Annotated in this window: 14 protein-coding genes and 1 pseudogene; 3 read left to right on the top strand and 12 right to left on the bottom strand. The window is 68.4% G+C overall.

The window, feature by feature from the left end; genetic code table 11:
• Nucleotides 1-14: 14 nt before the first annotated feature.
• Together OG385_RS09040 and OG385_RS09035 are read right to left on the bottom strand one after the other, a co-directional pair.
• A complete protein-coding gene (locus OG385_RS09040; RefSeq protein ID WP_266853481.1) occupies nucleotides 15-839 on the bottom strand; it encodes a hypothetical protein in 825 nt (274 codons plus the stop codon).
• A gap of 31 nt (nucleotides 840-870) precedes the next feature.
• Nucleotides 871-1185 carry a hypothetical protein gene (locus OG385_RS09035; protein ID WP_266853479.1) on the bottom strand — a complete coding sequence of 105 codons (315 nt, stop codon included), beginning with the start codon at nucleotides 1183-1185 and terminating at the stop codon, nucleotides 871-873.
• Nucleotides 1186-1529: 344 nt separating this feature from the next.
• Here OG385_RS09035 and OG385_RS09030 point away from each other — a divergent pair, with 344 nt between their 5' ends.
• Together OG385_RS09030 and typA are read left to right on the top strand one after the other, a co-directional pair.
• On the top strand, nucleotides 1530-3740 hold the full coding sequence (locus tag OG385_RS09030) for an ABC transporter family substrate-binding protein (protein WP_266853478.1): 2211 nt from the start codon (nucleotides 1530-1532) through the stop codon (nucleotides 3738-3740).
• A gap of 292 nt (nucleotides 3741-4032) precedes the next feature.
• The gene (gene typA / locus OG385_RS09025) at nucleotides 4033-5904 is read left to right on the top strand and encodes a translational GTPase TypA (protein ID WP_266853476.1); all 1872 of its coding nucleotides are present in this window, start codon (nucleotides 4033-4035) and stop codon (nucleotides 5902-5904) included.
• Between the two features lie 76 nt (nucleotides 5905-5980).
• Here typA and OG385_RS09020 read toward each other — a convergent pair whose 3' ends face one another.
• Together OG385_RS09020 and OG385_RS09015 are read right to left on the bottom strand one after the other, a co-directional pair.
• On the bottom strand, nucleotides 5981-6565 hold the full coding sequence (locus OG385_RS09020; RefSeq protein WP_266853474.1) for a Uma2 family endonuclease: 585 nt from the start codon (nucleotides 6563-6565) through the stop codon (nucleotides 5981-5983).
• 74 nt (nucleotides 6566-6639) lie between these two features.
• Nucleotides 6640-7101 carry an N-acetyltransferase gene (locus OG385_RS09015; protein WP_266853472.1) on the bottom strand — a complete coding sequence of 154 codons (462 nt, stop codon included), beginning with the start codon at nucleotides 7099-7101 and terminating at the stop codon, nucleotides 6640-6642.
• 58 nt (nucleotides 7102-7159) lie between these two features.
• Between OG385_RS09015 and OG385_RS09010 the strand changes: the two are divergent.
• Nucleotides 7160-7766: pseudogene (locus tag OG385_RS09010) on the top strand (chloramphenicol phosphotransferase CPT family protein).
• 21 nt (nucleotides 7767-7787) lie between these two features.
• On the opposite strand, the gene OG385_RS09005 reads toward OG385_RS09010, so the two are convergent.
• From OG385_RS09005 to OG385_RS08970, 8 genes are all read right to left on the bottom strand, one after another.
• Entirely contained in the window at nucleotides 7788-9053 is a 1266-nt protein-coding gene (locus tag OG385_RS09005; protein ID WP_266853470.1) for an MFS transporter, read from the bottom strand.
• A 284-nt stretch (nucleotides 9054-9337) separates the two neighbouring features.
• Entirely contained in the window at nucleotides 9338-10486 is a 1149-nt protein-coding gene (locus OG385_RS09000; protein ID WP_266853468.1) for a ThiF family adenylyltransferase, read from the bottom strand.
• A 221-nt stretch (nucleotides 10487-10707) separates the two neighbouring features.
• Nucleotides 10708-12528, bottom strand: coding sequence for a M3 family metallopeptidase (locus tag OG385_RS08995; protein WP_266853466.1), 1821 nt, complete (start codon nucleotides 12526-12528; stop codon nucleotides 10708-10710).
• 477 nt (nucleotides 12529-13005) lie between these two features.
• Nucleotides 13006-14025 carry an ABC transporter ATP-binding protein gene (locus OG385_RS08990; protein ID WP_266853464.1) on the bottom strand — a complete coding sequence of 340 codons (1020 nt, stop codon included), beginning with the start codon at nucleotides 14023-14025 and terminating at the stop codon, nucleotides 13006-13008.
• A gap of 26 nt (nucleotides 14026-14051) precedes the next feature.
• Nucleotides 14052-15089 (bottom strand): ABC transporter ATP-binding protein, encoded by a 1038-nt coding sequence (locus tag OG385_RS08985; protein ID WP_266853462.1) that lies wholly within the window; start codon nucleotides 15087-15089, stop codon nucleotides 14052-14054.
• A 59-nt stretch (nucleotides 15090-15148) separates the two neighbouring features.
• The gene (locus tag OG385_RS08980) at nucleotides 15149-16129 is read right to left on the bottom strand and encodes an ABC transporter permease (RefSeq protein WP_266853460.1); all 981 of its coding nucleotides are present in this window, start codon (nucleotides 16127-16129) and stop codon (nucleotides 15149-15151) included.
• Between the two features lie 108 nt (nucleotides 16130-16237).
• Nucleotides 16238-18001, bottom strand: coding sequence for an ABC transporter substrate-binding protein (locus tag OG385_RS08975; RefSeq protein ID WP_266853458.1), 1764 nt, complete (start codon nucleotides 17999-18001; stop codon nucleotides 16238-16240).
• Nucleotides 18002-18081: 80 nt separating this feature from the next.
• Nucleotides 18082-19116 carry an ABC transporter permease gene (locus tag OG385_RS08970; protein WP_266853456.1) on the bottom strand — a complete coding sequence of 345 codons (1035 nt, stop codon included), beginning with the start codon at nucleotides 19114-19116 and terminating at the stop codon, nucleotides 18082-18084.
• Nucleotides 19117-19245 lie beyond the last annotated feature (129 nt).

The following is a 19245-nucleotide window of genomic DNA, read 5'->3' as shown; positions in this document are numbered from 1 at the left end:
CCAAAAAACCTCATCTAGAAGAACCTCGGATCGTCGAAGACACCGGAAGCGACCAGATAGACGTAGAAGTCGGCGACCGCGATGCTGACCAACGACGCCCAGGCAAGCTGCATATGACGGGCATTCAGCGCGCTGACCCAGCCCCAGAGCCGGTAGCGGACCGGATGCCGGGAGAAGTGCTTCAGCCGACCGCCCACGATGTGCCGGCAGGAGTGGCAGGAGGCGGTGTACGCCCAGATCAGCACGGCGTTGACCAGGAAGACCACGGAGCCGAGGCCCATATGGCCCCAGTGGTACCGCTCGTCGCGGAAGGTCATCACGGTGTCGTACGTCAGGATCCCGGCGATGACCACGGCCGCGTAGAAGAAGTACCGGTGGATGTTCTGCATGATCAGCGGGAAGCGGGTCTCGCCGCTGTACTTCTTGTGCGGTTCGGCGACCGCGCAGGCCGGCGGGGACGCCCAGAAGCCCCGGTAGTAGGCCTTGCGGTAGTAGTAGCAGGTCAGCCGGAAGCCCAGCGGGAAGACCAGGATCAGGATGGCGGGGGAGATGCCCCACCAGCTGCCGAAGAGGTCCCAGTTCGGTCCGTGCCGCATGGGCACGCACTTCTGCGCCAGGCAGGGGGAGTAGAAGGGCGAGACGTAGGGCGCCGTGTAGTAGTCGGCGTTCGCGAAGGCCCGCCAGGTCGAGTAGACGACGAAGGCGAGCAGTCCGGCGGCGGTGGCCGCGGGCGAGAGCCACCAGCGGTCGGTCCGCAGATGGCGGGCGGCGATGGCGGCGCGCGACGCGTCGTGCACGCCCCTGCCGGGACGGGGCCGGGGTTCCGTACTTGTTGCCAACGGGGACTCCACTTCGTCGGCCGATCTGGGATCAGGGGGCGTGCCGGTCGCGGGCGCCGATCCCCTCGTCGTCCACGTAGCCGTCGGTCGCGGAGGACGCGGCGGACGACCAGAGGGCCGTGTCGTACGGGGTGTCGGAGATGGTGACCAGATCGGGTCCGGCCGCGGGGCGGGCGGCCGGTACGGCTGCACGCAGCAGGGCGAGGCTCTCGCGCAGATGGCCGGCGTCCGTGCGGACCCGGCGGACCTCCAGGCCGCTGCCGAGCCGCTCCTCCAGCAGGCCGAGCGAGCGGACCAGCTCATCGAGAGAGCGCTGAGCGGCGGTCAAATCGTCGTGCAGGGGCATGACTTGCCTCACTTCCGCCGGTGCGGACGGCAAACGATCGCGCGTCGGAGAGTGTCGCGCGTCACATCACGCTTGGGAAGGGATACGGACGGATCCGCCAGGAGTCAGGGGTGCGACCGGGTGGCGCGGGCCCCGGCGAGCGCCCCCCCATTGCTCCGCACGGGTGGGGTTCGGGCGGTGTCCCGACGTGTCTCCCACGGACGCTGCGGGGCCTCCCCTTCAGTGAAGGGGTCATAGGTGTGATCAACATGAAATGCCACCAAACCCGAAGATCCACGTTCATTCGCAGCAGGGATGGGATTCCCAGCAGGGATGGGCGGGGGTCGGCCCCGGAGGTATCAGCCATGTCCCACGTCGGCGTCCCACACGGGAGAGCGAAGCGTCGCAGCGTCGCGCTCCTCGCCACCGGTGTACTCGCGCTGCCCGTGCTGGCCGGGTGCGGTTCGAGTGATGACCACAGCAGTAACGCGAAGGCGGTGGCGCCGGACATCGGTACGGCGTCGCGTTCCCGGGTGGCCGACGGCGGCACCCTGCGCTGGGCGGTCGACGCGATGCCCGCCACGCTGAACACCTTCCAGGCCGACGCCGACGCGTCCACCTCGCGGATCGCGGGCGCGACGCTGCCCTCGCTGTTCACGCTCGACCGCTCGGGGCGGCCGAAGCTGAACGGCGACTACCTGGAGTCGGCCGACGTCATCAAGCAGGAGCCGAAGCAGGTGGTCCGCTACCGGATCAACCAGAAGGCGGTCTGGAGCAACGGCCGGGAGATCGGGGCGCCCGACTTCGTGGCCCAGTGGCGGGCGCTCAGCGGCAGGGACTCGGGGTTCTGGACCGCGCGCAACGCCGGGTACGACCGGATCGAGAAGATCGAGAAGGGCAAGAACGACCTGGAGGTCCAGGTCACCTTCAACAAGCCGTACGCAGACTGGCGTTCGCTCTTCACGCCGCTGTATCCGAAGGAGGTCATGAGCACCCCGGACACCTTCAACGACGGGGCGCGCAAGACGCTCGCGGCGACGGCGGGGCCGTTCAGTATCAAGAGCGTGGACACGGACGCCAAGCAGGTCAAGCTGGTCCGCAACCCGCACTGGTGGGGGCGGGAGGCCAAGCTCGACTCGCTCGTCCTGACCGCCGTACCGGCCGAGGAGCGCACCGCGGCCCTCACGGCAGGGTCCCTGGACCTGGCGGACATCGACGGACAGGCCGCAGGCCGGATCACCCTCGCGGGCAAGGACGGGCACAACGGGCAGCCGCTGACCCACGGCCCCGGCAGCGATGTGCAGCCCGCCGACGCCCTGCTGAACTGGGCCGCGGCGCACGGCGCTGATGGCCCGGAGGCCCAGGAGGCCGCGAGCCGGGCCGCCGAGCAGACCCGCAAGGACCGCCAGGAGTACGCGCGGCAGCAGGCGGCCCTGCACGGCTATGTGGTCCGCAAGTCCCTGGAGCCGGCCTTCACCCAGCTGGCCATGAACGGCAGCTCGGGCCCGCTCCAGGACGAGCGGGTGCGCCGGGCGGTCGCCAGGGCGCTGGACCGCAAGGAGATCGCGTCCGACGTACTGAAGCCGCTGGGGCTGCCCGCCCTGCCGCCCGGCAGCCATCTGGCGCTGGCGGGCCAGGAGGACTACGCGGACAACAGCGGGGCCATCGGCGGCCATGACGCGCGGCAGGCCCAGGCGCTGCTGGCCGACGCGGGCTGGACGGCCCAGGGCGCGCGCGAAACGGACCAGGGCACCAAGGCGGGAAGCAAGCCGGATGCGTCCGGCAAGCCTGCCGCCTCGGGCAAGCCGGAGGCTTCGGGGAAGCCGGATGCGTCCGCCAAGCCCGAGGCGTCCGCCAAGTCCGACGCCTCGGCCAAGCCCGCGGCGGGCTCCCTCGACGACTCGAAGCCCGGTGCCACGTCCGGCGACTCGAAGTCCGGTGCCGCGTCCGGCGACGAGAAGCACCAGGTGGCGGGTGCGTACGCCCCCAAGGGCACCGCGGCTCCGGCCGCCGCCGCACCGGCCGCCGCGCTCGGCAAGAACGGCAAGTCGCTGACCCTGCGGTTCGTGCTGCCCTCAGGACCCGGCTCGGAGGTGATCAACAGCGTCGGCGCCAAGATCACGCAGGAGCTGGACGCCGTCGGTATCCGCACGGTGGTCAGCAAGGTCGACAGCGCCGGTTACTTCAAGGACCACATCGCGTCCGGCGACTACGACCTGGCTCTCTACTCCTGGCCCGCCAGCGCCTACCCGGCCACCGACGCCCGGCCGATCTACGCCAAGCCGGCCGTCGCGTCCGACGGCTCGCTCCTGGTCGACCAGAACTACACCCGGGTCGGCACCGAGCGCATCGACCAGCTCTTCGACCGCGCGTCGGGCGAGCTGAACCAGAAGACCGAGCGGGATCTGGTGAAGCAGGCCGACGCCCATATCTGGGCCACCGCAGGATCGATTCCGCTCTATCAGCGCCCGGACCTCGTCGCGGCCAAGCGGGGCGTCGCGAACGCCGGAGCCTTCGGTTTCGCCGCCCCCGTCTACCAGGACATCGGCTTCCTGAAGTCCGCCAAGAGGTCCTGAGCAGTTACAAGAGGTCCTGAGCGCCTAACGGAGTCAATCCCTCCACTTGCCCGCCGGCCCTGTCGGCGGGCAAGCTGGGTTCTCGCGCCGCAGGCCGCCTCACAGGCCGCCGGGAAAACCGTCCCGCCCCCGTACGACCCTTGGTACGCAAGGGCCGGGGGCCGGTAACCATCGCCCGGGAAGCCCCGGGCGCGCAGGCCCCGTACCATGGGACTGGCCGTGGCGCGTCCGCCCGGCGGGCGTACCAGGACAGACGCCGCATCCCACGAGCTGAGAGAAGCGCAAGCCACCCATGCCCACGCGCCACGACATCCGTAACGTAGCCATCGTCGCCCACGTCGACCACGGCAAGACCACCCTGGTCGACGCCATGCTCAAGCAGGCCGGCGCCTTCGCCGCGCACGCCGCCGAGCACCTCGACGACCGCATGATGGACTCGAACGACCTGGAGCGTGAGAAGGGCATCACGATCCTGGCCAAGAACACGGCCGTGAAGTACCACCCGAAGGATGGCGGCGACGTCATCACGATCAACATCATCGACACCCCCGGCCACGCCGACTTCGGTGGTGAGGTCGAGCGCGGTCTCTCGATGGTGGACGCGGTCGTTCTCCTCGTCGACGCCTCCGAGGGACCGCTGCCGCAGACCCGCTTCGTGCTCCGCAAGGCCCTGGACGCCAAGCTGCCGGTCATCCTCTGCGTGAACAAGACGGACCGCCCGGACTCCCGGATCGACGAGATCGTCAACGAGACGTACGATCTCTTCCTGGACCTGGACGCCGACGAGGACCAGATCGAGTTCCCGATCGTCTACGCGTGCGCCCGTGACGGCGTCGCCTCGCTGACCAAGCCCGACGACGGCACCGTCCCGCAGGACAGCGAGAACCTGGAGCCGTTCTTCTCCACGATCCTCTCCAGCGTCCCGGCGCCGGAGTACGACGAGGACGCCCCGCTTCAGGCGCACGTCACCAACCTCGACGCGGACAACTTCCTCGGCCGTATCGCGCTCTGCCGCGTCGAGCAGGGCGAGCTGCGCAAGGGCCAGACCGTCGCGTGGATCAAGCGCGACGGCACGATCGCCAACGTCCGCATCACCGAGCTGCTGATGACCGAGGCGCTCACCCGCAAGCCGGCCGAGAAGGCCGGTCCCGGCGACATCTGCGCCATCGCCGGTATCCCGGACATCATGATCGGCGAGACCCTGGCCGACCCCGAGAACCCGATCGCGCTGCCGCTGATCACGGTGGACGAGCCGGCCATCTCGATGACCATCGGCGCCAACACCTCGCCGCTGGTCGGCAAGGGCGGCAAGGGCCACAAGGTCACTGCCCGGCAGATCAAGGACCGTCTGGACCGCGAGCTGGTCGGTAACGTCTCGCTCCGCGTCCTGGACACCGAGCGCCCCGACGCCTGGGAGGTCCAGGGCCGTGGTGAGCTGGCGCTCGCCATCCTGGTCGAGCAGATGCGCCGCGAGGGCTTCGAGCTGACCGTCGGCAAGCCCGAGGTCGTCACCAAGCAGATCGACGGCAAGACGCACGAGCCGATCGAGCGCATGACGATCGACTCGCCCGAGGAGCACCTCGGCGCCATCACCCAGCTGATGGCGACCCGCAAGGGCCGCATGGAGACCATGACGAACCACGGTTCGGGCTGGGTCCGCATGGAGTGGATCGTCCCGTCCCGCGGCCTCATCGGCTTCCGTACGGAGTTCCTCACCCAGACCCGTGGCACCGGCATCGCGCACTCGATCTTCGAGGGCCACGAGCCGTGGTTCGGTGACCTGCGGACCCGCCACAACGGCTCGCTGGTCGCGGACCGCGCGGGCGTCGTGACGCCGTTCGCGATGGTCAACCTCCAGGAGCGCGGTGTCATCTTCACCGAGGCCACCACGGAGGTCTACGAGGGCATGATCATCGGCGAGAACTCGCGCGCCGACGACATGGACGTGAACATCACCAAGGAGAAGAAGCTCACCAACATGCGTGCCGCGTCCGCGGACACCACGGAGAACGTGGTGCCGGCCAGGAAGCTGTCGCTGGAGCAGTCGCTGGAGTTCTGCCGCGACGACGAGTGCATCGAGGTGACCCCGGAGACCGTGCGTATCCGCAAGGTCGTCCTGGACCAGAAGGAGCGCGGCCGCAGCGCCTCGCGCGCCAAGCGCTGACACCGCTCCGCCCTTACTGGGACCCCGCCCGGCCCTCCACCACGACTGGTGGGGGGCCGGGCGTTCTGCGTGCTGGTCAGAGTGCCCGGTCGCCCGGCTTCCCGTACCGCCGGAAGCCGCTGGAGTCCACGGTCCACGGCCCGAGCGCGACGGTGTCGCCGAAGATGTACGGGGCCTTCTGCCGGTAGCGGTCCCCGCAGGGGTCGGAGTGGACCTCGATGGTCCCGGTGCGCGGATCGACGATCATGTAGAGCCCGATCCCCATGGCCGGATACTCGGCTAGCTTCTCGCCGTAGTCGTTCTCGGGGTTGGAGGGGGACACGATCTCGATGACGGCCAGGACCTGGGTGGCGTCGACGGCGAGCCCCGGTTCGTCGAGCGCCTCCTCGGGGATGACGAGAGCGTCGGGGCGCCGCATACGGCCGATCTCGGGGTGCTCGATCTCCGGGCCGTTGGCGCAGACGTAGCCGGGATGAGTGGCGGGAAGCTGCTGATTGAGCTGGTTCCGGATGCGGTGAACTGTCCCCTCGTGGCGCTTCGAGGGGCTGATCATGGCGAGGAACGGCCCGCCGGGGCCGATCTCGACACTCCAGGATCCCTCAAGGTGCTCGGCGTAAGCACTGAGGTCCTCTGCGATCGCGCGCATCTTCGCGTAGTCCATACGCGAAGGGTAGCGAGAGCGACGTCCGGGCACTTTCGGTACGCAGCGGCGTCCAGCCGGTCTGCCGGACGATGTCAGACCGGTCCCCGGTACTGGTGCATCATCACCGCGGGGTCCGCAGTCCAGTACGCGTGCACGGTGGCCGTACGGATCCAACCCAGGCGTTCGTAGAGCGCGACCGCCGCGGTGTTGGTGGTGACCACGTCCAGGACCGGGCGCAGCCCCGACTTCCTTGCCGCGCAGGTGACACGGTCCATCAGCAGCTCACCCACGCGGTGGCCGCGTGCGGCCGGGGACACGTACAGCCTGTTCACCTGACAGGTGCCCGCCTCGTCGCCCGGTGACAGCACCGCGTGCCCCGTCACCTCTCCGCCGAGTTCGGCCACCCAGGCACCGAGCAGGCCGTCCGGCGTGAGCCAGCCGGCCGGGTCGGCGGGCCAGTTGAGGGGGTAGCTGTCCCTGGTGTGTACGTCGGAGAGGATCCGGACGCAGGCAGCCAGGTCCGCGTCCCGGCGCAGGCGGATGTGAGCAGTCATCGGAGCATCGAAACACAGACGGCTTTCGGGGCCGGAGCCCGCCCTGTTGGCTGACCGGATGAACAGCGGCATCGATCAGCGCAACCCCGGCCGTACGCACGCGCCACCCGGCGGAACCGTCATCTTCCTGAACGGGACGTCCAGTTCGGGGAAGTCGAGCATCGCCACCGAGCTGCTGCGCATCCTGGACGGGCGGTACTTCCACTTCCCGGTGGACGCCTTCCACGCGATGCGTTCGGAGCGGGAGATCCTGCCGCACGAGCTCCAGGACGTCATCGACAGCACCGCCCGAGGTTTCCACCGCGCTGCGGCCGGCATGGCGGCCGGCGGGAACGACATCGTCGTGGACCATGTGCTCAGCCGGAGCTGGCGGCTGGACGACTGCCTCTCCGTCTTCGCCCCGGACGACGTCCTGCTCGTCGGGGTCCGCTGCCCGCTCCCCGAACTGGAGCGGCGCGAGCGGGAGCGCGGGGGACCGCACACCGGGGCAGGCGGCGATGCAGTTCGGCCAGGTCCATGCCCACGGCGTCTACGACATCGAATGCGACACCAGCGTGCTGACCCCACTGGAGTGCGCGGAGCGGATCAGGGACCTCCTGCCGGTCCGCCCGCGCCCGACCGCCTTCCGGAGGCTGCTGGACCGGCGCGGTCCTTACGAGCACTGACGCAGCAGCCCTCCTGCCCTGTCAGGACGCCTGTTCCGCGCCCGCCGCTCCCGCTGCCGACCGGGGGCCGGTGCCGTCGGCCTCGATCACGCCCTCGACCGGGGTGCGCAGCGGGGAGAGGTACGCGAGCCCGGCGATGCCCAGGCGGAGCACCGCGCCGACCGCGATGATCAGATACATGTCGTGGAAGGCGGACTCCAGGGCGCCCGCCAGCAGGGCGGATACCGGGATGGAGGCGAAGGCCAGCATGCGGGTGGTGGCGACCACCCGGCCGAGCAGTTCCCGTGGAACGATCTTCTGGCGCAGGGTGAACCAGGCCACCGGGTTGATGGAACCCAGCGCGTACAGCAGCCCCCATACGACCCCGATGGCGAAGGCGCCGCGCAGCGGGATCAGCAGCAGGGTGGCCAGACCGGCCATCGCCGTGGTGGCGATCAGGATCCGGCCGGGCGGGAACTTCTGCACCAGACGGCCCGCGACCGCCGCGCCGAGCACCGCGCCGACGCCCTGAGCGGCCAGCACCACCCCGATCACCTGCGGGGTCAGATGCCGGTAAGTGGTCAGGTAGAAGACGAAGTTGGCCTGGATCAGCCAGATCGCGAAGTTGGTTCCGGTGAACATCAGCGAGCCCGCGGCGAGCACCCGGTTCCGCCGGAACACATAGCGCAGGGCCACCCGGATGTCCTGGACGAAGGTGGCCTTGCGGGGCGGCTGCCGTTCGCCCGGGGCCGCGGTGTGCCGGATGAGCAGGATGGCGCCCGCCGAGATGACGAACGTCGCCGCGTTGACGTAGATCGTGGTCTCGTAACCGAGGAACATCACCAGCCCGCCCGCGGCGGCCGGACCGATCATGCTCATGATGTTGTCGCCCGACTGCATCCAGCTGTTGGCCGGGCCGAGCCGGTCAGCGGGCACGATCTCCGGCAGGAAACTCTGGAACGCCGGGTGGTAGACCGGCTCCACGCAGGCCAGCAGGAACGCCGTGAGGTAGATGGGCCACAGGGCGTGGCTGCCCGCCGAGACCACCAGGGCGAGCCCGGTGGCGATGACGGCCGCGGTGAGGTCACCGAAGACGAGCATCTTGCGGCGGTCGAAGCGGTCGGCGAACACCCCGCCGGGCAGGGACAGCAGTAAGAAGGGGATGTACTCGATCGCGTAGACCGCGCCCGTACTGAGCGCCGACCCGGTGAGTTTGAGTACCAGCAGGGGCAGGGCGAGCCGGTAGAGCCAGTTGCCGAGCGAGGACGTGATGTAGGCGGTCAGCAGGGTGTAGTAACGACTTCCCACAGGCGCTTCTCCAGAGAGTCCGTGACGAATCGGCGCCGGTGCGCAGGAGTCGAGCCAGTTCTGGGCAGGGAAGCCGGGCCCCGTCCGCGGTCGCCGACGGCGAGGGCCGGGCGACACTCTATATTTTTCCGGGCGCCGGCAGGCGGTGAAAGGCCCGGTCCCGGGCAGCCCGTTGCGGCGGAAGGACCGGCGGGCCGCCCCGCGCGGGGCGGCCCGCGATGTGTCAACAGGGCTGAAATGTCAGGTGGTTGGGCGGAAAGCCGGCCGGGCGTGGAGCGGGCGGCTCAGCCCGATACGGCCAGACCCGCCACCGGCGCACCGGAGCCGGCCGCGGTGCCGCACACCGGGCAGTCGCTCTGCCGCTCCCAGCGCTCGCTCTCACCCATGGCGTAGTCCGCGAACCGCAGCTCCATCAGCCGCCCGGCGGCGACCGGCGGAGCGATCCCCGTGACCAGCCTGGTCAGTTCACCGATGAGGAACCCGGTGGTCATCGTGACGAGCGGGCAGAACGCCGCGTTGTCCCCGCCGATCTGCCGCTCCCGCTTCTCGTCGAGGAGCTGCCCGGCGACCGCGTCGGACGCGAAGGTCTGGCGCCGCCAGCACTCGATGCAGCCCGTCCGGCCCGGCAGCATGGTGTAGTACACCGCGCGCTGGGTTTCGAGACCGCCGGTGATCAGCGGTACCCCGGTCCGTACACAGGCTTCGTTCACCCAGTTCGCGATCTCCATCTTGGGCCGGTCCGCGACGGAGATGACCACGTCCGTCCCGTCCAGCACGCGCAGTACGTCCTCGACGGAGCCGATCTTCATGTCGACCGGTTCGATGTCGATGTGCGGATTGAACTGCTTCACCCGCTCGACCGCCAGGTGCAGCTTCTGCTCCCCGATGTCCTCCTCCCGGTACAGGATCTGCCGGTTGAGGTTGGACAGCTCCACCCGGTCGAACTCCACCGCCCGTACGTGCCCGATCCCCATCGCCGCCATGTCCAGCAGGATGTGGGACCCCAGGCCGCCCAGGCCGAGCAGCGTGACCCGGCAGTCACGGAGCTTGCGCTGCTGGTCGTACCTGTTGTCGTCCATCCGCGCGAACGAACCGAAGAAGTTGATATTGCGTTCCCAGCGCTTCAGTTCATGCGCTTCGAGGACACCGTCCGAGGTCAGCTGGGCGTCCAGCAGGAACTGCGCCTCGTCGAACTGGGCCACCGCCTCCTCGACGTCCTGGCGTGTGACCTCGGGGAAGTCGGCCGTCAGCGCCTGGTGCACCTCGCCGGTGGTACGCGTGCCGTCCAGCAGATCGAGCAGCCGGCGGATGGCTCCGGTCGGGTCGGCGATCTCGGTCACCTCGCCGTAGCCGCCGATGAAGACCGTGTCGCCCGAGCCGAAGGTGGGCGAGGTGTGCTTGAGCTGGGGCCTGCGTGTCCCGTCGGGGGGCATGGTCGTCTTCCTTCCGCGATACTGATGCTGGGACGGACCGGCTGCCGGACCGTCCAATGGACCTCCGCGGGTGGGCGATTGGCGCGCCCACCCGCGGAGTCACAGACAGCAAGGGGTCGGTGCCCCTCACGCGAGGGCTCAGCCCTCGTTCGCCTGGCCGGCGATGCTGGCCTTACGGGTCGTCATGGCAACGGACATAGTGATCACCTCCTCGGGGCCCCTCAGGGCGTGGATTTCCCGCTGCCCGCGAGATGCGGGGAGCGGAAGTCTGTGAGGCTGCGCAGCTCGTCCAGGGAGAGCGTGAGCTGTGCGACCGCGTCGTGCCAGGTACGGCCGGGGTCACCGGTGGCCAGGGTCAGCAGGTCCGTCGGCTTCCGGGTGTCGCCCAGCCGCAGCGTCGCCGTCAGCCGTGCGCCGACGCCCTGCGGATCGGCCTCGAAGTGGCGCAGCAGGGTGAGCGCGGACAACTGGCCGTACACATAGGCGTAGTTCGAACCAGGGGCGGTGAAGAGCGAATCCAGATAGCTCCACCACAGGCGGTACCCCTCGGTCAGCCGCACCGCGGGACCGTAGAGCCGGCGCTGCCCCTCGGTCCACACCTCGCCGATGTGCGCCGCGTCGAGGGCCTGCCCGTCGCGCGCCCGGTCGTGCAGGGCCACCTCGAACCGGTGCAGCGTCGCATGACGGCCGATCGCGACCATCTGGTCCTCCAGCCAGCGCGCCAGCCACTGCAACCGCACCCCGGGGTCGGCGGTGCCGGCCAGCAGCTGCCGTACGGCCAGCCCTTCGCAGAACAAGGCGAAGGTTTCGGCCATCACGGGAGCCGGGGTGGCCGCCAGGTAGGGCTGCTCCGCAGCGAGCTGAAGGTGGACGGCGTGCCCCAGCTCGTGGACGAGGGTCAGTACGTCCCTCGGCTTTCCGCGGAAATTCATGGAAATGCAGGGGAGCTGTCCCGGAATTGCCTGGGTGAAGGCGCTTCTGGCCTTTCCGGGGCGAGGTGCCGCATCGATTCTTCCGCTGTCGAACATGGTGCGGGAAAGATCGGCGACCGTCGGCGATATGGATTCCATGACTGCTATGGCTGTGTTCTTGGCTGCCGGCCATGATATTTCGGGCGGGGTCGTTACGACGGGCGCGTACCTGTCGTAGTCCGCGAAGTCGCCGACTCCCAGGATTTCTCGCTTCAGGGCGTAATAGGAGTGGACAAGCGGAAGACATTCATCCGATGCCGCCAGTAGCGCGTCGAGCTCTGCCGGGGTCACCTGGTCGAACAGGAGCCGTTCACGCAGCCAGTCCGTCCCCCGGAGCCCGGCCCTGGTCTCGCTGTCCGCCACCGTCATCGACAGGGCGAAGGCGCGCAGCCCGGCCTGGCCGGCGAGGGCGGCTCCGATGGCCGCGTGGGTCGCCCGCCGGGCGTCGCGGTCCGCCTCGTACAGACCCGGGACGGTCTCCGCGATGCTGTGCGAGGCGCCGTTCAGGTCGACCGAGATGTCGTGCAGCAGCTGCTGGGACAGCCGTTCCCAGCCCTCCCCGCCCGTCGGCAGCAGCTGGGCGAGAATGGATTCCTGCACGTCAGGGAGGTGTCCGGTGGATCCGGCTCGCACCTTGCCGACGAAGTTCGCGTAGGGGCCCAGGTCGTGCGGTGCGTTGGGCCCCCGGGTGCCCAGTTCCGTTTCGAAGAAGGCCAGCGTGGAGGTCAGTTCCGCCCAGGCCTGGTCGCAGCGGGAGAGCAGGGCCATCGCTCGTGGGCGCAGCTCGACGTCCGTCCGGAGGAGCTCGCCGTAGCAGGAGGCCTCCTGGATCCGTGCGACGCAGTGCTCGTACCGCTGGATGGCGGTCCGTAAGGATTCCGCGTCCAGGCCGGCCAGCGTGCCGGCGTAGTCGTCGGCCATGCACCGCGCCTCGCGGAGCGGGCCGTCGAGTAATGCGTCCACGGTGGCGGACTGCGGATCGGGAAAGAGGGATGAGACGTCCCAGCGCGGCACAGCGGAATCCGGCAGGGATTCCTGGGTGAGCGGGGTCTTTTTGCCGTGCGTCGACATCGATCCTCCTTTCAAGCCTGTCCGTGCTGGTCGTCCGACGATTGCCGAGAACAGAAGAACAAAAAGAGTGACTTGGAGGATCTCCGCACGAGTGTCCGAAATATCAACCGGCGGCAGGAGGACGATAGGCAGCGGTCTGTGCGGGCGTCAAGTGCCCGTCACGGAAAGGCTTGGACCGGTTGCAATGGCCCGGCTTTTGATTTCACCGAGTGTCACACCTCGCGAATAATCTCCCGGATGTCCGTATTCTGACTGCGGAACGTAGTGCCGCAGCGGCCGGTGTCAGCCATACGGCGAGGGATGCCGCCCGATCGGCGAGGGACCGGGCAGTTGGCCGGGCCCAGCGCTTGTGAGCCGTGTGGCGACAGCACAGCACAGAGCCCCGCACGGTGGGTGCGGGGCGCTGTGGGAGTGGCCGGGAAGGGCTGCCAGGACGCGCGTGCGGTCCGGGCAGGGCCAGGTGCGGGGTGGAGAGGGTCAGGCAGCGGCCGGGGGCTCCTCGGGGAAGTGGCACGCCGTGAGGTGACCGGGCTTGCTGTCCGTCAGCTGGACGAGCGGCGGCTCGTCGGTGGCGCACTTCTCGGTGGCCTTCCAGCAGCGCGTACGGAACCGGCAGCCGCTCGGCGGGTTCAGCGGCGACGGGACGTCACCGACCAGCCGGATGCGGGTGTCCTCCTTCTCCGTGCCCTCGTCGGAGACCGTGGCCTCCGGGACGGCGGAGAGCAGCGCCCGCGTGTACGGGTGCCGCGGAGCGCTGTAGAGCGTCTCGCGGTCGGCGATCTCGACGATCTTGCCGAGGTACATCACGGCGACCCGGTGCGAGAAGTGCCGGACGATCGCCAGGTCGTGGGCGATGAAGAGGAAGGAGATCCCCATCTCCTTCTGGAGCTTCTGAAGGAGGTTGACAACCTGGGCCTGGATGGAGACGTCGAGCGCGGAGACCGGCTCGTCGGCGACGATGAGCTTGGGCTCCAGGGCGAGGGCGCGGGCGACGCCGATGCGCTGGCGCTGGCCGCCGGAGAACTCGTGCGGGAAGCGGTTGTAGTGCTCCGGGTTGAGGCCGACGATCTCCAGGAGCTCACGGATCCGGTGTTCCCGGCCGCCCTTGGGGTTGATGTTGTTGACCTCCATCGGACCACCGACGATCTTGCCGACGGTCTGACGGGGGTTGAGCGACGAGTAGGGGTCCTGGAAGATCATCTGGATCTCGGAGCGGACCGGCGCCAGTTCCTTGCGGGAGGCGTGCGTGATGTCCTGGCCCTGGTACGTGATCTTGCCGGCGGTCGGCTCCATCAGGCGGGTTATGAGCCGTCCGGTGGTGGACTTGCCGCAGCCGGACTCGCCCACCAGGCCGAGCGACTCGCCCTGGTGGACGGCGAAGTCGAGGCCGTCGACCGCTTGGACGTCCGCGACCTTGCGCTTGAACGGGAATCCGCCCATCACCGGGAAGTACTTGGTCAGGCCGGTGACTTCGAGCAGGGGGGTGTCGGTGGTCATGTTCGTTCTTTCCCTTTGGCTCTGGGTCAGCTCAGCCGGGGCTGGATCTGGTCGGCGAAGATGTCCTTCTTCTGGGCTGGGCTGAGGTGACAGGCGGAACCGCGCCCCGCGGCGAGTTCCAGAGGCGGCTGCTCGGAGGAGCAGATACCGCCCTCGACCTGGTCCTTGAAGGTGCACCGGGGGTGGAAGCGGCAGCCCGTCGGCGGGTTCAGCAGGCTGGGCGGCGAGCCCGGGATCGGCATCAGCGGGATGTCGACCGGACCCGTCAGGCTCGGCATCGAGCCGAGCAGTCCCCAGGTGTACGGGTGCTGGGGCGCCCGCAGCACCTCGCGCTTGGTGCCGCGCTCCACACAGCGGCCGCCGTACATCACCAGCACGTCGTCCGCGATGTCGGCGATCACGCCGAGGTCGTGGGTGATGAAGACGATGGCCGTGCCGAACTCCTGCTGGAGATCCTTGAGGAGGTCCATGATCTGCGCCTGGACGGTGACGTCCAGGGCGGTCGTCGGCTCGTCGGCGATCAGCAGCTCGGGGTCGCAGACCAGCGCCATCGCGATCATCGCGCGCTGCCGCATACCACCGGAGAACTGGTGCGGGAAGTCGTCGACCCGCAGGTCCGGCTGCGGAATGCCGACCCGGGTGAGCATCTCGATGGCCCGCTTCCGGGCCTCCTGCTTGGAGGCGCCGGTGTGCTTCCGGTACGTCTCGCTGATCTGCCGGCCGACGGTGTGGAACGGCGACAGCGAGGCCAGGGCGTCCTGGAAGATCATCGCCATCTTGTTGCCGCGCAGCCGCTCCAGCTCCCGCTCGGTGGCGCCGAGCAGCTCCTTGCCGTCGAGCGTGATCTCACCGTTGATCTGGGTGCGTTCCCGGTCGTGCAGGCCCAGGATCGTCAGGTTGGTGACGGACTTGCCCGAGCCGGACTCGCCGACGATGCCGAGAGTCTTGCCCTTCTCCACGTCGAAGGAGAGGCCGTCGACGGCCTTGACTGTGCCGTCCTCGGTCGAGAAGTGGACCTGTAGGTCCCTGACAGAGAGGAAGGGCTGCTGATCGGTGCTCGTCACGAGGACGCTCCAGGAAGTGTTGCGGGGATCGGGGGTGGGGCGGAGACGGCGGGAGCGGGTCAGGCGAGACGGATCCGCGGGTCGATGAGGCCGTAGATGGCGTCCACGAAGATGTTGAAGAAGACGATCGCCGCGGCCGCCACGAGCGTGACACCGAGGAGCATGGGCAGGTCGCTCGTGTCGACGGACTGCACCGCGAGCCGGCCGATCCCCTGGATGCTGAAGACCTGTTCGGTGATGATCGCGCCGCCGATCAGCGTGCCCAGGTCGATGCCGAAGATGGTGACGATCGGTCCCATGGCACCGCGCCAGGCGAAGCGGAAGAAGACCGAGGCCCGGGAGAGTCCCTTGGCACGCGCCGTGCGGACGTAGTCCTCGGTGAGCTGTTCGACCAGCTGCGAGCGGGTCATACGGGTGTAGTTCGCCGTGAAGATGATCGAGAGCACCAGCCACGGCAGCAGCAGTCCGGACGCCCACTTGACCGGGTCCTCCGTCAGCGGTGTGTACGAGGGCTGGTCGAGCAGCCCCATCTGCTGGACCAGGATGAACATCGCGATGTAGCCGACGAAGTAGATCTGCAGCGAGGAGCCGAGCAGCGAGATCGAGCTGGCGATCTTGTCGAGCGCCTTGCCCTGCTTGACGGCGGCGATCATGCCGGCGCCGACGCCGATGACCAGGAAGAAGACGGCGGAGCCCAGCGCGAGCGAGATCGTCAGCGGCAGCCGGTCCAGGATCGTGCCGAGGACGGGCTGGCGGTTGGTGAAGGAGTAACCGAGGCAGGGGGCCGGGCAGTGGCCGTAGTTGCCGTAGTCACGCCCCATGAAGATGCCTTCGAGCCAGTGCCAGTACTGGACGGGCATCGGGTCGGCTATCCCCAGGTTCAGCCGGATCTGCTTGAGCAGCTCGGGCGTGCAGGTCTTGCCGCAGGCCAGGCGCGCCGGGTCACGGGGGATCGCGTAGAAGAGGTAGAAGACGATGGCGCTGATGACCAGCAGGATGACGATAGCGCCGGTCACGCGGCGGAGAAGAAATCGAAGCATGGGGTCGTGACTTTCCGGGTGGGGCGCCGTCGCCGAGGTGTAGGGAGCGGGGGAGGGCCGGGTCCGGGGGAGGGCAGCCGATCGGGCCGCCCGCCCCCGGGTGACGTGCTACGCCGTGGTGTACATCTTGCAGATCGCCATACCGGTCGCGCCGGCGTCGTAGAACATGCCGCCGACCTTGGAGCCGTGGAACCAGTTACGGATCGGCCAGTAGTCCGGGACGACCGCGGCGAGTTCCATGATCTGGCGGTCGATGGCGCCGAAGGCCGCGTCGGCCTTCTTCTGATCGGTGATCAGGGCCGCCGCGTCGATGGCCTTGTTGACGCTCGCGTTGTTCAGCTGCGGCCAGTTCGAGGCGCCGTTGGCGATCACGCGGCCGTCGAAGGTGGGCTGCAGGGCGGTGTAGCCGCCCGGCCAGTCGGCGGACCAGCCGGCCGCGAACATGTCGTAGGTGTTGTCGATCTGGGCGATCTGAGTGTAGAAGGTCGTCTTGTCGACCTGCTTGGTGATCGGGTTGAAGCCCGCCTTGGTGAGGGCGTTCTTGATGGCCACGGCCGTCTTGACGGCGTAGTCCGACGCCTGGAAGGCGATGACGACCTTCTGGCCGAGCTTGCCGGCCTCCTTGAGCATGGCCTTGGCCTTCTCCGGGTCTCCGGTCGGCTTCTTCCGCTTGCCGTAGAGGTCGAAGTCGGTGTGGCCCGGGGTGAGCGGGCTGATGATCGTGGTGGCGATCTCGGAGGACGCGGTGCCACCGCGGATCAGCTGGCACTGCTGCGACGGCCACGCGTAGTTGAGCGCCTGGCGGACCTTGACGTCCTTGATCCGCGTCGTGTTGATGGCGTAGTAGTACGTCGCGTTGTCGAGGTGCGTGAAGACACGCTTCTTCATCGCCGGGTCGCTGAGCACCTTCTGCATGCGCTCGGGGGCGACCTCGTTGAACATCGACACGGTGTGCTGGTCGTTGCCCTGGTCGGCGATGTAGCGGTCCGTGGACGCGAGCAGCTGGAAGCCGAACTGGAGCTGCCACTTGTCCGGGTACGCGTTGCGGATCGGGTCCGTCTTCGGGTCCCAGTGCGGGTTGCGGGAGATCGACATCGACTTGCCGGGCTGGCGGGCGTCGATCTTGTACGGGCCGCAGGAGAACGGCTTCTTGTCGTACTCCGCCTTGGTGTCGTGCTTCTTGGGCACGAGGGAGAAGGCGCGCATACCGAGACACAGGTTGAAGTCGGCGCGGGCCGTGTTGAGGTGGAAGGTGACGGTGTTGCCGCTGATCTCGATCGAGTCGAGGTGCTTGCCTTCGTACGGGCCCTTGTAGCCCTTGCCGCCGACCAGCCACTGCTGCGGGTAGCGCGGACCGTACGTGATGAAGGTGGCGAAGAGCCGCTCGAAGGTGTGGCGGACGTCCTCGATCGTGACGTCGGAGCCGTCCTCCCACTTGCCGCCGTCCTTCAGCGTGAAGGACCAGGTCTTGCCGCCGTCCTTCATCGTGCCCGCGTCCGTGGCGAGGTCGCCCACCAGGGTGGACGTGCCGTCGGCGGAGACCTTGTAGCCGACCAGACCGCGCATGAAGAGCGGGGTGATCCAGCCCTCGTAGCTGGACCAGATCTGCGCCGGGTCCAGGTGGTCGCAGTCGAGCTGGTCCATCGTCCAGATCGTGCCGCCCTTGACCGCGCCCGGAACCTCGGGGGCGGGACCGACGGAGTCGGCCTTGGTGCCTATGACGATCTTGCTGGCCTTGCCCTTGCTGACGTTCGGGGCGCCCTTGTCGCTGCCGTCGCCGCCACCGCCGCCGCTGCTGCATGCGCTGAGGACGGAGGAGCTGGCGGCTGCTACTCCGGTGGCGATGAGGAAGTTTCTACGGGAGAAAGACATGGCGTATCGGTCCTTGGGATCGGTGGACGAGGCAGGTGCGACAGGCCGGACCACAGCGGCCGGGCTGTTGGAGCGGAGGGTCAGCGCCTCGACTTGGGGTCGAGCGCGTCGCGTACCGAGTCGCCGAGCAGATTGAAGGCGAGCACGAAGATGACCATGGAGATGCCCGGGAAGAGCATGAAGGTGATGTCGTTCGTGTAGTAGGACGAACCGCGCGCGATCATGACGCCCCAGTCCGGGGTCGGGTCGATCATGCCGACACCGAGGAAGGCGAGGCCCGCCTCTGCCGTCACCATGGCGGGCAGGGCCAGGGTGGACTGGATCAGGATCGGCGTCCAGAGGTTCGGAAGCAGTTCCTTGAAGATGATCCGGGCGGGGGACGCACCGGTCACCTTCGCTGCTTCCACGAACTCACGTTCACGCAGGGCCAGTACCTGACCGCGCAGCAGACGTGCCATCGATGCCCAGCCGAAGCCCGCGAGGACGAGGATCAGCGAGATCGCCCGCAGCGAGGTGGGGATGTCGTCGTCCGGGCCGACGAAGAGCCCGTACATCACCGGCATGAAGGCGATGAAGAACAGCGTCGACGGGAAGGACAGCAGGATGTCGATGATCCGGCCGATGAAGTAGTCCGTCTTGCCGCCCAGATAACCGGCCGTGACGCCGACGACCACACCGACGAGGGTCAGGAGGATCGTGATCGCGCTGGCGATCATCAGCGAGGTGCGTATCCCGTAGAGCAGGAACGTGAAGACGTCCCGCCCGAGCGACGGCTCAAGACCGAACCAGAAGTCGCTGCTGATACCGCCGTTGGGCTTCACCGGATAGCCGAAACCGTTGAGCAGCCCGGGGGTGTCCTGGCCGTACGTGTCGTACGGGTTCTTCCCGTACAGCTTGGCGATCAGCGGTGCGGCAAGGGCGATCACGAAGAAGAACACGACGATGCAGGCGGACACGAAGCCTGTCTTGTCGCGCTTGAATCGCCGCCAAGCCAGTTGGCTCGGGCTCCGGGCTTCGGCGCCCTTGTTGGGGCTGTCGGGCTGCCGGGACTCCTCAACGATGCCGATGGAAGTGGTGTCCACCGGAACGAGGGGGGCCGGGGATGGCGTGGTCATCGAACTCCTGTCCCCGTACGGAAAGCGGCATCCTCCGGGCAGGAGGAGCTAAGGGGTTGGAACGGACCCAATCAATCGAGTTGACAACGGTCAATGCGCGTAGCAACTCCACACCTGGTCTTTAGGTTC

Origin of the sequence: Streptomyces sp. NBC_01306 (genome assembly GCF_026340465.1) — a bacterium.
Taxonomy (GTDB): Bacteria; Actinomycetota; Actinomycetes; order Streptomycetales; family Streptomycetaceae; genus Streptomyces.
This window is presented reverse-complemented; position numbering and strand designations above follow the sequence as displayed.